This window comes from Pseudomonas sp. PGPR N4 (assembly GCF_059693665.1).
This window is the reverse complement of the sequence record NZ_JCAUKV010000002.1, coordinates 636,553-651,488: the sequence shown is the minus strand read 5'-3', so window position 1 is coordinate 651,488 and position 14,936 is coordinate 636,553. Positions and strand designations below refer to the sequence as shown.

The 14,936-nt window shown below is 62.6% G+C and carries 13 protein-coding genes; 8 read left to right on the top strand and 5 right to left on the bottom strand.

Going from position 1 to position 14,936, the window contains the following annotated elements:
• Positions 1 to 123: 123 nt before the first annotated feature.
• The 7 genes from AC58X1_RS12605 (at position 124) to AC58X1_RS12575 (ending at position 9,111) form a co-directional block, all read left to right on the top strand.
• Complete coding sequence (locus AC58X1_RS12605; RefSeq protein WP_497428912.1) at positions 124 to 1,122, top strand: phosphate ABC transporter substrate-binding protein PstS; 999 nt, start codon at positions 124 to 126, stop codon at positions 1,120 to 1,122.
• Between the two features lie 137 nt (positions 1,123 to 1,259).
• A complete protein-coding gene (locus AC58X1_RS12600) occupies positions 1,260 to 3,548 on the top strand; it encodes an ABC transporter permease subunit (protein ID WP_220632846.1) in 2,289 nt (762 codons plus the stop codon).
• A 17-nt stretch (positions 3,549 to 3,565) separates the two neighbouring features.
• Complete coding sequence (gene pstA, locus AC58X1_RS12595; RefSeq protein ID WP_188036945.1) at positions 3,566 to 5,236, top strand: phosphate ABC transporter permease PstA; 1,671 nt, start codon at positions 3,566 to 3,568, stop codon at positions 5,234 to 5,236.
• 99 nt (positions 5,237 to 5,335) lie between these two features.
• Complete coding sequence (gene pstB / locus AC58X1_RS12590; RefSeq protein ID WP_101322851.1) at positions 5,336 to 6,169, top strand: phosphate ABC transporter ATP-binding protein PstB; 834 nt, start codon at positions 5,336 to 5,338, stop codon at positions 6,167 to 6,169.
• Between the two features lie 80 nt (positions 6,170 to 6,249).
• Entirely contained in the window at positions 6,250 to 7,020 is a 771-nt protein-coding gene (gene phoU, locus AC58X1_RS12585) for a phosphate signaling complex protein PhoU (RefSeq protein WP_103435538.1), read from the top strand.
• Between the two features lie 164 nt (positions 7,021 to 7,184).
• On the top strand, positions 7,185 to 8,084 hold the full coding sequence (locus AC58X1_RS12580) for a response regulator (RefSeq protein ID WP_101322853.1): 900 nt from the start codon (positions 7,185 to 7,187) through the stop codon (positions 8,082 to 8,084).
• Between the two features lie 127 nt (positions 8,085 to 8,211).
• Positions 8,212 to 9,111 carry a peptidoglycan DD-metalloendopeptidase family protein gene (locus AC58X1_RS12575; RefSeq protein WP_101322854.1) on the top strand — a complete coding sequence of 300 codons (900 nt, stop codon included), beginning with the start codon at positions 8,212 to 8,214 and terminating at the stop codon, positions 9,109 to 9,111.
• 145 nt (positions 9,112 to 9,256) lie between these two features.
• Here AC58X1_RS12575 and AC58X1_RS12570 read toward each other — a convergent pair whose 3' ends face one another.
• From AC58X1_RS12570 to phoB, 3 genes are all read right to left on the bottom strand, one after another.
• Entirely contained in the window at positions 9,257 to 10,597 is a 1,341-nt protein-coding gene (locus AC58X1_RS12570) for a hemolysin family protein (protein WP_101322855.1), read from the bottom strand.
• A 145-nt stretch (positions 10,598 to 10,742) separates the two neighbouring features.
• On the bottom strand, positions 10,743 to 12,053 hold the full coding sequence (phoR, locus tag AC58X1_RS12565) for a phosphate regulon sensor histidine kinase PhoR (RefSeq protein WP_101322856.1): 1,311 nt from the start codon (positions 12,051 to 12,053) through the stop codon (positions 10,743 to 10,745).
• 49 nt (positions 12,054 to 12,102) lie between these two features.
• Complete coding sequence (phoB, locus tag AC58X1_RS12560) at positions 12,103 to 12,792, bottom strand: phosphate regulon transcriptional regulator PhoB (RefSeq protein ID WP_103435541.1); 690 nt, start codon at positions 12,790 to 12,792, stop codon at positions 12,103 to 12,105.
• Between the two features lie 150 nt (positions 12,793 to 12,942).
• On the opposite strand from phoB, the gene AC58X1_RS12555 reads away from it, so the two are divergent.
• Complete coding sequence (locus tag AC58X1_RS12555; protein WP_101322858.1) at positions 12,943 to 13,323, top strand: COG4315 family predicted lipoprotein; 381 nt, start codon at positions 12,943 to 12,945, stop codon at positions 13,321 to 13,323.
• 54 nt (positions 13,324 to 13,377) lie between these two features.
• Here the strand turns inward: AC58X1_RS12555 and ubiA are convergent, their stop codons facing one another.
• Positions 13,378 to 14,268 (bottom strand): 4-hydroxybenzoate octaprenyltransferase, encoded by an 891-nt coding sequence (gene ubiA / locus AC58X1_RS12550; RefSeq protein ID WP_150572479.1) that lies wholly within the window; start codon positions 14,266 to 14,268, stop codon positions 13,378 to 13,380.
• On the bottom strand, positions 14,268 to 14,825 hold the full coding sequence (locus AC58X1_RS12545; protein ID WP_101322860.1) for a chorismate--pyruvate lyase family protein: 558 nt from the start codon (positions 14,823 to 14,825) through the stop codon (positions 14,268 to 14,270). Before AC58X1_RS12545 ends, ubiA begins: the two co-directional genes overlap by 1 nt.
• Between the last annotated feature and the right edge of the window lie 111 nt (positions 14,826 to 14,936).

The following is a 14,936-nucleotide window of genomic DNA, read 5'->3' as shown; positions in this document are numbered from 1 at the left end:
TCGCGGGTGCGATGATGGCCTTTCATCCAATTGTCACATTGAAGTCATAGAGTGTTCATGCGCCCTGCAGATACTGGGGCCCGTTCCATCCAGCACACCCCCTATTCCTGCTAGGAGCAAGGCATGAAACTGAAGCGTTTGATGGCGGCCCTCACGTTCGTCGCCGCTGGCGTTGCAACCGCCAACGCGGTGGCCGCTGTCGACCCAGCGATCCCGACTTACACCAAGACCACCGGTGTATCGGGCAACCTCTCCAGCGTCGGTTCCGATACTTTGGCGAACCTGATGACTCTGTGGGCCGAGGCCTACAAGAAGGAATACCCCAACGTAAACATCCAGATTCAGGCTGCCGGCTCCTCGACTGCGCCACCCGCGCTGACCGAAGGCACCGCCAACCTCGGCCCGATGAGCCGCAAGATGAAGGACGTCGAGCTGCAGGCCTTCGAGCAGAAGTACGGCTACAAGCCAACTGCTATCCCGGTCGCGGTCGACGCCCTGGCAGTCTTCGTGCACAAGGACAACCCGATCAAGGGCCTGACCATGGCGCAGGTCGATGCGGTGTTCTCGTCGACGCGCCTGTGCGGTGCCAAGGCCGACGTGAAAACCTGGGGTGACCTCGATGTGACCGGCGACCTGGCCAACAAGCCGGTGCAGCTGTTCGGTCGCAACTCGGTATCCGGCACCTACGGCTACTTCAAGGAAGAAGCCCTGTGCAAAGGCGACTTCAAGCCTAACGTCAATGAGCAGCCTGGTTCGGCTTCGGTGGTACAGTCGATCAGCAGCTCGCTGAACGGCATTGGCTACTCGGGCATCGGCTACAAGACTGCCAGCGTCAAGACCGTGCCGCTGGCCAAGAAAGAAGGTGGCGAGTTCATCGAAGACAACGAAGAGAACGCCCTCAACGGCAAGTACCCGCTGTCGCGCTTCCTCTACGTCTATGTCAACAAGGCGCCGAACAAGCCGCTGGCTCCGCTCGACGCCGAGTTCATCAAGCTGGTGCTGTCGCAAGCAGGCCAGCAGGTTGTAGTAAAAGATGGCTACATCCCGCTGCCGGCCAAGGTAGCTGCCAAGGCGCTGGCTGATCTGGGCCTGTCGCATGCCGGCAACGTTGCCAAGCATTAAGTAACACTGGACGGGGTTGGCCTGCGGGCCGGCCCTGTCAGCTATTTTCGGTCCGGCGCCAGGCTTACTGTGCGGCGGGCTTTGTTGCGTCAACGCACTGTCATGTTTTTGTAATATGGGACCGCTAGGGTGTGCGCATGAATGATCTGGCCAACTCCACCATGAGCGACAAGGCTCCGCCGGTGCGCATTGACTTCAATACGCCCGAGTTGCAACGCAAGCGCCGCATGCGCGCCCTCAAAGATCGCCTGACCCGCTGGTATGTACTGGTGGGCGGGCTTGCCGTGCTTGCGGCGATCACCCTGATCTTCTTCTATCTGGCTTACGTGGTGCTGCCGCTGTTCCAGGGCGCAGAGCTGACCCGCAAGCAGGCGTTGCAGCCCACCTGGCTGCAGCAGGATGCCGGCAAGCCGCTGTTGATCGCGCTTGAAGAACAAAACCTGGTTGGCCTGCGCGTGTCCGACCAAGGTCAGGCGTTGTTCTTCGACAGCAAGACCGGTGCCGAGCTGAAACGTGTTGACCTGCCAGTCCCGGCCGCTGCGCACGTGACCTCGATCAGCGCTGATCAACCGGGCAGCCCGCTGATCGTGCTGGGTCTGTCCAACGGTCAGGCACTGGTGTTCAGTCACACCTACAAGGTCACCTACCCGGACAACAAGAAGACCATCAACCCGGGCATCGACTTCCCTTACGGCGAGACGCCATTCGTGCTCGATAGCGCAGGCCGCGCGCTGGAACATGTCAACGTCAGTCTCAATGGTGAGTCGCTGATCCTGGCCGGCTCGCACGGCTCGCAGTTGCTGGTCAGCCAGCTGACCCGCGAAGAAAACATGATGACCGGCGAGGTCAGCAGCGAGCAGACCAGCATCGACCTGCCGCAGATGACCGAAACGGTCAAAGCGATCTATGTCGACCCGCGTCAGCAGTGGCTGTATGTGGTCAACGGTCGCGCCCAGGCCGATGTGTTCAGCCTGCGCGACAAGAATCTCAACGGTCGCTACAAGCTGCTCGAAGACGGCCAGGCGGAAATAACCGCGAGCACCCAGCTGGTGGGCGGTATCTCGCTGATCTTTGGTGATTCCAAGGGTGGCCTGAGCCAGTGGTTCATGGCTCGCGACCCGGATGGCGAGTCGCGCTTCAAACTGATCCGCAGCTTCCAGCTCGGTACCGCGCCGGTGGTGCAGATCGACGCCGAAGAGCGCCGCAAGGGCTTCATTGCTCTGGACAGCGCCGGCCAGCTGGGCGTGTTCCACAGCACCGCGCACCGCACCTTGCTGGTCGAGCCAGTTGCCGATGGCGCAGGCATTCTGGCCCTGTCGCCGCGGGCCAACCGCATCATCATCGAGCAAAGCGGCAAACTGCTGCCGTTGAGCCTGAAGAACCCGCACCCGGAAGTGTCCTGGAGCGCGCTGTGGGGCAAGGTCTGGTACGAGAACTACGAGGAGCCGAAGTACGTCTGGCAGTCGACTGCCTCGAACACCGACTTCGAGCCCAAGCTGAGCCTGTCGCCACTGACCTTCGGCACCCTCAAGGCAGCCTTCTACGCGATGATTCTGGCGGCACCGCTGGCCATCGCTGCGGCGATCTACACCGCCTACTTCATGGCTCCGGGCATGCGCCGCAAGGTCAAGCCGGTGATCGAGTTGATGGAGGCGATGCCGACGGTGATTCTCGGCTTCTTCGCCGGTCTGTTCCTCGCGCCGTACCTGGAAGCGCACTTGCCGGGCGTGTTCAGCCTGTTCCTGCTGATGCCATTGGGTATTCTTCTGGCCGGCTTTGGCTGGAGCCGCCTGCCTGAGTCGATCCGCCTGCGCGTGCCGGACGGCTGGGAAGCCGCGATCCTGCTGCCGGTGATCCTCTTCACTGGCTGGCTGTCGCTGTCCATGAGCCCGTTCCTCGAGAGCTGGTTCTTCGGCGGCGACATGCGCCTGTGGATCAGCAATGACCTGGGCATCACCTACGACCAGCGCAACGCCCTGGTGGTCGGTATCGCGATGGGCTTTGCGGTCATCCCGAACATCTACTCGATCGCCGAAGACGCCGTGTTCAGCGTGCCGCGCAGCCTGACCCTGGGTTCGCTGGCGCTGGGCGCAACGCCCTGGCAGACCCTCACCCGAGTGGTGATTCTGACGGCCAGCCCGGGGATCTTCTCGGCGCTGATGATCGGCATGGGCCGCGCAGTCGGCGAAACCATGATCGTGCTGATGGCCACCGGCAACACGCCGGTGATGGAGATGAACCTGTTCGAAGGCATGCGCACCCTCGCGGCCAACGTCGCGGTGGAAATGCCGGAGTCGGAAGTCGGCGGCAGCCACTACCGGGTACTGTTCCTCGCCGCGCTGGTGCTGCTGATGTTCACCTTTGTGATGAACACCCTGGCCGAGCTGATTCGTCAGCGTCTGCGCAAGAAATACTCGTCGCTTTGATAGAAAGGTAGAGATCCGTGAAAAAGGATTCCCTCAAAGGCTGGTTCAAGAGCGGCGCTCCCGGCGTTTGGATCAGCGGTGGCGCCGTCGCCATCGCCGTGATCATGACCGTTGGCCTGCTGGCGGTGATCGCCGTGCGCGGCCTTGGCCACTTCTGGCCGGCCGACGTGATCCAGGCCACCTACAAGGTGCCAGGGCAGGCCGAGCACATCGTCGTCGGCGAAGTAGTGCAGCAGGAACAGGTACCCCTGGCGCGGCTCAAGGGCGCTGGCCTGCCAGTGCCGGACAACGGCCCGGAATTCATGACTCGGGAGCTGATCAAGGTCGGCAACCGCGACATCAATGGCAGCGACTTCACCTGGGTGGTCGGCGACTGGCTGGTCGATCAGACCGCCCCGGCGGACTTGATCGCCTTGGAGCGCCGCGAGTGGGGCAACTTCTATGGCTACCTGGTCAGCGTCAAGCAGGACGGCCAGGTAGTGGCCCAGGGCGATGCGGCCTGGGGCGAACTGCAAGCCCGCCTGAAACGCGCGAGCGACCTTGCCGGCGAGCTTCAAGACCTTGAGAAGAAAGACATCGGTGCCATCAACCATGGCCTTGAACGCTTGCGCCTGCAGAGCCGCAAGCTGGAGCTGGCGGGCAAGCTGGACGCCACCGCGCAGGCCGACCTTGAGTCCGAGCGTGCCGAGCTGAACAGCCGCTACAAGGCCATCGAAGAACGCCTCGGCGCGCTGCACCGCGATTTCAGCCGGGACAGCCTGGTGGTGCGCGATGGCAATGGCCGCGAGCTGGAGATCAACCTCGACAAGGTCGTGCATGCCTATCAGCCGAACGGCATGGGCATCGTTACCAAGCTGGGCACCTATTTCGCCAAAGTGTGGGAATTCCTCAGCGACGACCCGCGTGAGGCAAACACCGAGGGCGGGATCTTCCCGGCCATCTTCGGCACGGTGATGATGACCCTGATCATGGCCATCATCGTCACCCCGTTCGGTGTGCTCGCGGCGGTCTATCTGCGTGAATACGCCCGGCAGGGCCCGGTCACCCGGCTGATCCGCATCGCCGTGAACAACCTCGCCGGCGTCCCGGCGATCGTCTACGGCGTGTTTGGCCTGGGCTTCTTTGTCTACGTGCTGGGCGGCTCGATCGACCGGCTGTTCTTCCCGGAAGCGTTGCCAGCGCCGACCTTGGGTACCCCGGGCCTGCTCTGGGCATCGCTGACCCTGGCGTTGCTGGCCGTGCCGGTAGTGATCGTGGCCACTGAAGAAGGCCTGGCGCGAATCCCGCGGACCCTGCGCGAAGGCTCGCTGGCGCTCGGTGCGACCAAATCCGAGACGCTGTGGAAGATCGTGCTGCCGATGGCCAGCCCGGCGATGATGACCGGCATGATCCTCGCCGTCGCCCGCGCCGCTGGCGAAGTCGCGCCGCTGATGCTGGTGGGGGTGGTCAAGCTGGCGCCGACGCTGCCGGTCAACGGCAACTACCCTTATCTGCACCTTGATCAGAAGATCATGCACCTGGGCTTCCACATCTACGACGTCGGCTTCCAGAGCCCCAACGTCGAAGCCGCGCGGCCGCTGGTGTACGCCACCGCGTTGCTGCTGGTGCTGGTGATTGCCACGCTCAACCTGTCGGCGGTGTGGATGCGTAACCACCTGCGCGAGAAGTACAAGGCGCTCGACCACTGATTCAGCTTCACGCCACAAGCGCCGGGCTCAGCAGCCAGGCGCTTTTGCCCAGACCGCAGCTTGCAGCTCGAAGCCGGCAGCTACAAACGGAGTGAAACCATGCAACATGAAACTCAAGCTCATGGCATCGACATGTCGGCCCTGGGTCGCAACAAGCAGAGCCTGCGCCTGGCTGAAGAAGCTGTGGCCATCGAAGTGCCCGGCCTGTCCCTTTACTACGGCGACAAGCAGGCGCTGTTCGACGTCAGCCTGAATATCCCCAAGCAGCGCGTGACCGCCTTCATTGGCCCGTCCGGCTGCGGCAAGTCGACCTTGCTGCGCACCTTCAACCGGATGAACGACCTGGTTGACGGTTGCCGCGTAGAAGGCGAAATCAACCTCTACGGCACCAACATCTACCGCAAGGGCGAAGACGTAGCCGAGCTGCGTCGTCGGGTTGGCATGGTGTTTCAGAAGCCCAACCCATTCCCCAAGACCATCTATGAGAACGTGGTCTATGGCCTGCGCATCCAGGGCATCAACAAGAAGCGCACCCTCGACGAAGCGGTCGAATGGGCGCTACGCGGCGCGGCCTTGTGGGATGAGGTCAAAGACCGCCTGCACGAGTCGGCTCTGGGCCTGTCCGGTGGTCAGCAGCAACGTCTGGTGATTGCCCGCACGATTGCCGTCGAGCCAGAAGTGCTGCTGCTCGATGAGCCGTGCTCGGCGCTCGACCCGATTTCCACGCTCAAGGTCGAAGAACTGATCTACGAGTTGAAATCCAAGTACACCATCGTCATCGTCACCCACAACATGCAGCAGGCGGCGCGCGTTTCCGACTACACCGCGTTCATGTACATGGGCAAACTGATCGAGTATGGGGACACCGATACGCTGTTCACCAACCCGGCCAAGAAGCAGACCGAAGACTACATCACCGGTCGTTACGGCTAGTAGCCGCTGCCGGCTTCACGCCGTCACCGACCCGAATACCTTGAAGCTTGCAGCAGCTGGCTTCTGCGCGGAGCGAACGCATGATCAACAAAGAAAGCCTTACCCATCACATCTCCCAGCAGTTCAATGCCGAGCTCGAAGAAGTGCGCAGCCACCTGCTGGCCATGGGCGGGCTGGTCGAGAAGCAGGTCAACGATGCGGTCACCGCGCTGATCGAGGCTGACTCGGGCCTGGCCCAGCAAGTGCGCGAAGTCGATGAGCAGATCAACCAGATGGAGCGCAACATCGACGAAGAATGCGTGCGCATTCTGGCCCGTCGACAGCCGGCGGCTTCTGACCTGCGCCTGATCATCAGCATTTCCAAATCGGTAATCGACCTTGAGCGCATCGGCGACGAGTCGACCAAGATCGCTCGCCGCGCCATCCAGCTGTGTGAAGAAGGCGAGTCGCCGCGTGGTTACGTCGAAGTGCGCCACATCGGCGACCAGGTGCGCAACATGGTCCGCGACGCACTGGACGCATTTGCCCGCTTCGACGCCGAGCTGGCGCTGTCGGTAGCGCAGTACGACAAGACCATCGACCGCGAATACAAGACTGCGCTGCGCGAGCTGGTCACCTACATGATGGAAGACCCACGCTCGATCTCGCGGGTACTCAGCGTGATCTGGGCATTGCGTTCGCTGGAGCGGATCGGCGATCACGCACGCAACATCGCCGAACTGGTGATCTACCTGGTGCGCGGCACCGACGTGCGCCACATGGGCTTGAAGCGGATGAAAGCCGAGGTCGAAGGCACCGCAGGCCGCGAGGCTGAAATCGCTAATGTTTTGGCTGAATCGGACGATAAATAGGATTGCTCCCGAGCCTCAACGCCCGGCCCAGTGCCGGGCGTTTTCGTTTGCGGTCGAGCAGCCAGCAGGCACCCGCGAACAGTGTGCGACGTCCCGACCTGATTCGCTGCTTGGCAAATGGCCATCAGTGAGCGTTATGCTAGTCGGGATCAAGAGGAGTATCGATGAGTAAAGTCAATGTGCTGGTTGTGGATGACGCCCCGTTCATTCGCGATCTGGTAAAGAAGTGCCTGCGCAACGCCTTCCCGGGTATGGTCATCGAAGATGCAGTGAACGGCCGCAAAGCCATGGCATTGCTCGGTAAGGAGCATTTCGACCTGGTCCTATGCGACTGGGAAATGCCGGAAATGTCGGGCCTGGAATTGCTCACCTGGTGCCGTCAGCAGCCAGAGATGAAAGCCCTGCAGTTCATCATGGTGACCAGCCGTGGCGACAAGGAAAACGTGATTCAGGCGATTCAGGCCGGGGTGTCCGATTTTGTCGGCAAGCCGTTCACCAACGAACAGCTGCTGACCAAGGTGAAAAAATCCCTGAGCAAGATCGGCAAGCTCGACAGCCTGATGTCGGGCGGCGTGGCCAAGGTCAATTCGGCGTTTGCCAATGACTCGCTGAGCGCCTTGACCGGTGGTCGCCCGGAGGCTGTCAGAGCCGCTCCGGTGGCCGCCGAGGCTGCCCGGCCGCTGGTCGCCGCAGCAGCACCGAAGGCCGCGCCAAGTGCCGCACCGGCCGGTCGTGGCCAAGGCCAATTGCGCCTCGCCAGCGGCGCGCAAGCCTGTGTGATCAAGGCCCTGAGCCTGAAGGAAGCGCTGCTGGTGGTGCGTCGCAGCGCCAACCTGCCGCAGGTGCTTGAAGGCGCGGTGCTCGACCTTGAGCAGGGTGACAACGCTGAAGTCGCGCGTCTGAACGGCTATCTGCATGCAGTGGCGGCGATGGAGCCGAAGCCGGACAGCGACTGGCTGCAGCTGACCTTCAAGTTTGTCGACCAAGACGCGCAGAAGCTCGACTACCTGTCGCGCTTGATTGCCCGCGGCACTACTCAGAAGCACTTCACTCCCGGCGCGTGAGGCGCTGTCCGACGCAGCCGCGGCCCCTGTCAGCACGGGCCGCGGCTGCGCCGACCAACTGCCATACCCAATGGCAATCCGCCTGCTAGGCTTCGACAGAACCCAACTGTCATAAAGCCACCATCCCATGCCCAGCCGCCTGCTGCTGTTCTGTGCCTTGCTCACGGCTTCGGCGTCGAGTGTGGCCATGACGTTGTATCGAACCACTGATGCCTACGGTGTTGTGTCGTACTCCGATCACGACAGCGAGGGCGCCAAGGCCTATGTGATCTTTCGCGAGCCGATCGTCGAGCGCCTCGACGGCCAGGTGCGGCTGTACAGCGAGGTGATTACCGGCGGGATGCGCTTCAGCGCGCACAATGAGCTGTTCGCGCCGGTCGAGGTCGAGTTGCGGCTGCAAGGGCTGAGCAATGCTCAGGGGGGCAACGCGCCGCGGATCGTGCGCAAGGTGCTGCCAGCACGCTCGACCCAGTTGCTCAGCGTGGTCATGGCCCAGCCCGGCAAGCAACTGGGTTATCAAAGCAAACTCGACTACGCCCTCGGCAGCCCGCTGCAGCGGCCGCAGGCATTTCGCTACCCGTTCCCTTGGCGTGGCGGGCCGTTTCGTTTGAGTCAGGGGCCGAACGGGCGCTACAGCCACTTCGGTGCCAAGGGTCGCTATGCGATGGACATCGCCATGCCTGAAGGCACGCCGATCGTCGCTGCGCGTGGCGGGGTGGTGATCAAGACCGAGAACAGCCAGAACGGCCGCGGTACCAATGCCTCAGGCAACTTTGTGCGCATTCTCCATAGCGATGGCACCATGGGCGTCTACCTGCACCTGATGCAGGGCTCGGTGGTGGTCGGCGAGGGGCAGCGGGTCAGCGTAGGGGATGCGCTGGCCAAGTCGGGCAATACCGGCAACAGCAGCGGGCCGCATCTACACTTTGTGGTGCAGCGCAATGTCGGTTTGGCACTGGAGTCGATCCCCTATCAGTTCGACCGACCCCTTGGCGGGTTGCCTAATTTCACGGCGGGCAATCCGTGAAATTGGGGCCGCTGCGCGGCCCTTTCGCGACACAAGGCCGCTCCTACAGTTGACCGCGCATGACGTGCTTGCGCGGACCCTGTAGGAGCGGCCTTGTGTCGCGAAAGGGCTGCACAGCAGCCCCAAAGATGTGGTAGACCGCTGGTTATTCCAGCTTGAGCACCTTGGCCAGAACGATCTTGGGCCCTTTCATCTTCTTGATGATGATGCGCAGGCCTTCGACTTCGAGCAGTTCCTCTTCTTCAGGCACCCGATTCAGCGTCTCGTAGACCAGCCCTGCAAGGGTTTCGGCCTCGATGTGGTCAAGGTCAACGCCCAGCAGCCGCTCGACCTTGAACAGCGGAGTATCGCCGCGCACCAGCAGCTTGCCTGGCTGGTAGGCGAGGATGCCGCGCTCGGTCTTGCGGTGCTCGTCCTGAATATCACCGACCAGCACTTCCAGCACGTCTTCCATGGTCAGGTAGCCGATCACCTTGCCATCGGCTTCTTCAACCAGCACAAAGTGCGCGCCGCCCTTGCGGAATTGCTCGAGCAGCTGCGACAGCGGCATGTGCCGGGACACCCGCTCGAGTGGCCGGGTCAGGTCGTCCAGGTCGACGCTGCCGGGGATATGGTCGAGGTCGGCCAGCTCCAGCAACAGGTCCTTGATGTGCAGCAAACCGGTGAATTCCTCACGCTCGGCATCGTACACCGGGTAGCGGCTGAATTTGTGCCGGCGGAACATCGCCAGGATTTCCTTGAGCGGCGCCTTGGCGTCGAGGCTGATCATGTCCTCGCGCGAGTTGGCCCAGTCGACCACCTCCAGCTCGCCCATCTCGACCGCCGACGCCAGTACGCGCATGCCCTGATCACTCGGGTCTTGGCCACGGCTGGAGTGCAGGATCAGCTTGAGCTCTTCGCGGCTGTAATGGTGCTCATGGTGCGGCCCCGGCTCGCCCTGGCCAGCCACCCGCAGGATGGCGTTGGCGCTGGCGTTGAGCAGGTAGATGGCCGGGTACATGGCCCAGTAGAACAGGTACAGCGGCACCGCCGTCCACAGCGACAACAGCTCGGGTTTGCGGATCGCCCACGACTTGGGCGCCAGCTCACCGACAACGATGTGCAGGTACGAGATAACGAAGAAGGCGATGAAGAACGACACGCCCTTGATCAGCTCCGGCGAGTCGACGCCAAAGTACGCCAGCAACGGCTCGAGCAGGTGGGCGAAGGCCGGCTCACCGACCCAGCCCAGGCCCAGCGAGGCGAGGGTGATACCCAGCTGACAGGCAGACAGGTAGGCATCGAGCTGGTTGTGCACCTTGCGCAGAATGCTGCCGCGCCAGCCGTGCAGCTCGGCGATCGAATCGACCCGGGTCGAGCGCAGTTTGACCATGGCGAACTCGGCGGCAACGAAGAAGCCGTTGAGCAAGACCAGGAACAGTGCAAAAAGAATCATGCCGAAGTCGGCAAACAGGGAGGTGACGCTGATACCAGGGGAAGGGTCCATGATGGGGTTTTACGGGGTCCGTCTGCGAAAATGATGATAAAAAGCCGCCAGCTGTGCCGGCGCAGGACAGCCAATGTAGCGGCTGAGGCGGCAAAAGCAAAGGGGGGGCAGGGCGGCGTCGGTCAGTGCCAGCCACCCGCTGTGGCTATCTGCCCTTGCCGATATCCATCTGCACAGCGGCAAAATGGCAGGTAAAGGTGCTGCCGTGGCCGGGCACGCTGCTGATCTCCAGCCGCGCGCGGTGGCGCAGCAGCACGTGCTTGACGATCGCCAGGCCCAGGCCGGTGCCGCCGGTGTGGGAGTTGCGGCTGGAGTCCACCCGGTAGAAGCGTTCGGTCAGGCGCGGCAGGTGCTTGGCCTCGATCCCCATCCCCGAGTCCTGCACCGACAGGTGCGCGCCCTGTTCATCGGCCCACCAGCGGATGCGGATGTTGCCGCCGTCCTGGGTGTACTTGACGGCGTTGAACACCAGATTGGAGAACGCACTGCGCAGCTCCGACTCGCTGCCCTTGAGGTAGACCCCAGGGCTGGCCTCGAGGCTGATGTTCTGCTGGCGCGGGCCAGACAGCGCCTGGGCATCGGCCTTGATCGCGGTGAGCAATGCATCGACTGCCACGGGCTGGTTGTCCGAGGGGTAGTCGGTGGCTTCGAGCTTGGCCAGCAACAGCAGGTCGTTGAGCAGCGTCTGCATGCGCGACCCTTGCTGGCTCATCTGCTGCAGGGCTCGGGTCCAGCGTGGATTGACGTCTTCGACGTTATCCAAGAGGGTTTCCAGGTAGCCGCTGATCACCGTCAACGGCGTGCGCAGTTCGTGCGAGACGTTGGCGACGAAGTCTTTGCGCATCTGCTCGAGCAGGTGAATGCGGGTGACGTCGCGCACCAGCATCAGGTGCTCGTTGTTGCCATAGCGGGTGATGTGCAGCTGCACCCGCATGCGGTCGTTGATCGGCGAGGGGATTTCCAGCGGCTCAAGGTAGTTTTCTGCTTCGAAGTATTCTTTGAAGCGTGGGTGGCGGACCAGGTTGGTTACCTGCTGGCCGCCATCCTGCGGGGTCTTGAAGCCGAGCAGGGTTTCCGCTGCGCGGTTCCACCATTCCAGATTGCCGTCGCTGTCGAGCATGATCACCGCGTCACGCAGGGCAGCCGTTGACTCCTGGACTCGGTCGATCACTGCCTGCAAGCGCCCGCGCACGCGCTGATCGCGGCGTTGCAGGTGGTAGATGCTGTCGAACACCTCGCCCCACAGGCCGTAGCCGTCGGGTGGTGCTTCGTCGGGTTGATGGTTGCGCAGCCAGTCGTGCAGGCGCAGCAACTGCTTGAGGGTCCAGCCCAGGTACAGCGCCAGGCCGATGGCAAAGCTCCAGCCATAGTAGCCGCTGACCAGGCCGCCAATGATGCAGACGGTGATCAACAGCAGCAGGTGGCGAATCAGGGTCGCATGCCAGTTCTGGTTCAATTGTTACGGTCCTTGTACAACAGTGTGCAGCCAGCTGCGCAGGCGTCGCTCAGCTTTTGGTCGAGAAACGATAGCCAGTGCCGCGCACGGTTTGTACCAGATTTTCGTAGGCCTCACCCAGCGCCTTGCGCAGGCGGCGGATGTGCACATCGACGGTACGCTCTTCGACGTAGACGTTGCCGCCCCAGACCTGATCGAGCAACTGGCCACGGGTGTAGGCGCGCTCCTGGTGGGTCATGAAGAACTGCAGCAGGCGATATTCGGTTGGGCCCATCTCGGCTGGCTTGCCGTCGATGGTGACGCGGTGGCTGATCGGGTCGAGCAGCAGGCCGCCGATCTCGATTGGCGACTCGCTGTCGCTCGGGCCGGTGCGGCGCAGCACGGCTTTCAGCCTGGCGACCAGTTCCCGCGGCGAGAACGGTTTGGTGATGTAGTCGTCGGCGCCGACTTCCAGGCCCTGGATCTTGTTGTCCTCTTCGCCCTTGGCGGTGAGCATGATGATCGGGATGTCGCCGGTCAGTTCATCACGCTTGAGGCGGCGCGCCAGCTCGATGCCCGAGGTGCCCGGGAGCATCCAGTCGAGCAGGATCAGGTCCGGCTTGCGGTCGACGATAATGGCGTGAGCCTGCTGCGAGTTCTCCGCCTCGAGGCAGTCATAGCCGGCCATTTCCAACGCAACGGCGATCATCTCGCGAATGGGCGCCTCGTCGTCGACGATCAGAATGTTCCTGCCAACCATGCTCTCAACCTCTCCTGAATTGGATGTCTTAGCCCGCATTAGATAACGGAATTATTGCAGTCGTGTGACAAGTCGTGGGCTGCCACTGCAAGTATCGACGGCTGAGCTAGGCTGTAAATCCCAACCCCCGAATAAATACGGTGAAATCCAATGACACGATCAACGCTGAACTGGATGGCCTTCTGCGCGGTTTTGGCGCTGCCGGGGGTAGCCCTAGCCGAGCATGGCGGCATGGGCATGGCCAAGGGCGGCATGCTGGTGGATGACAAGGGCATGACCTTGTACACCTTCGACAAGGACAGCGACGGCAAGTCGATGTGCAACGGCGACTGTGCCAAGAACTGGCCGCCGCTGATGGTCAAGGAAGATGACAAGGCTGCGGCAGGCAAGTGGACCCACATCAAGCGCGACGACGGCAGCATGCAGTGGGCCTACGATGGCAAGCCGCTGTACACCTTCGTCAAGGACACCGAAGCCGGCAAGACCACCGGCGATGGCATGAAGGACGTCTGGCATGTAGCCAAGCCCTGACGGCATCGCCGCGCCCTGCGCGAGCGCCTGACAGCGCTGGCACAGGGCGCGCAGTCAGCCCAGGGCGTAATCCAGCACCACGCCGATAAAGATCAGCAAGCCTGCCCAGTGGTTATGCAGAAACGCCTTGAAGCACGCGTCGCGATCCAGCTTGCGCGTCGACCAGAACTCCCAGGCAAAGCACACCAACGCACCCACCAGGCCGAGGTGGAACCAGCCGCCCAGGCCGAACTTGATGCCCGCCAGCAGCAGGCAGGCCAACGACAGCAGCTGCAAGCCAAGAATGATCGCCCGGTCGGCCTCGCCAAACAGGATCGCGGTGGATTTCACTCCGATCTTCAAATCGTCATCGCGGTCGACCATGGCGTAGTAGGTGTCATAGCCCACCGTCCACAGCAGGTTGGCGATGTACAGCAGCCAGGCGCTGGCAGGCAGATCGCCGCCGGCGGCGGTGAAGGCCATCGGGATACCCCACGAATACGCTGCGCCCAGGACCACCTGTGGGTAATAGGTGTAGCGCTTCATGAACGGATAGCAGAACGCCAGGGCGACCGCACCGAACGACAACCAAACCGTCTGGGCGTTGGTGCACAGCACCAGCAGGAAACTCGCCGCCACCAGCACGGCGAACAGCACCAGCGCCTCGCGTGGCTTGACCCGACCGCTGGCCAGCGGCCGGTCGGCGGTGCGTTTGACGTGGCCATCGACCTTGCGGTCGGCGAAGTCGTTGATGCAGCAGCCGGCCGCGCGCATCAGCACTACGCCTAGGCCAAAGATCAGCACATTGGCCACCGTCGGCGCGCCCTGGCCGGCAATCCACACCGCAGTCAGGGTCGGCCACAGCAACAGGTAGATGCCGATCGGCCGATCCATGCGGCTCAGCTGGACGAAGTCCCAGGCGCGCGGGTGCAGGTGGTTGAGTGATTTCAGCAGTTGCAGGTACATCAGCCGGTTACCTCGCTGGAGGCTTGCCACAAGGCCGGCAGAAACACCTCGGCCACCAGTAGTTGCAGGCCATCACGCTCGAAGCGCGAGCGCCGGCCCCACAGATTCGCAGCAGCGACTTCAATCGGTAGCCAGTGCTGCGGGTAGCTGCACACCTCGATAGGGTGGCGCACAAAGGCCTGATCGCAGAACAGCAGCTCACCCAGCGAACGGCTGCCCAGGGTTTCCAGGTCCAGCCCACCGCGCTCCAGCGCGCTGCGCCCGGCCACGCTGCGGGCGAATACCCAAGGCTGGCCATGGCCACGCAGGTAGACCTCACGGACCCAGCCCTGCGCACCAGGCTCAAGGCCAAGCGCCAGGCATTCGTCATCGCGCAGCGGCTGCCAGCCCTGGAACAACGGGGTGACACTGAAATGATCAGCAGACAGGGCAGTCAGGCGGCGGGTCAGCGAGCCTTCATCGAACAGCCAGTCGAGGGTCGGCTGGGCAAGCGTGGTTGCCAGCTGTGGATACGGCAGCCACGCAACAGCGGCTGCTAGCGGGGATTCGTACGACACGTCGGTATGCTTGTTACAGCCAGAGAGGCGCCGAGCTTAGCATGATTGCCTGCGCTGCTTGCATACTGCAGGCTGGGCCAGTAAAAAGCCCGTGGCAGCCGCACGAGCCAT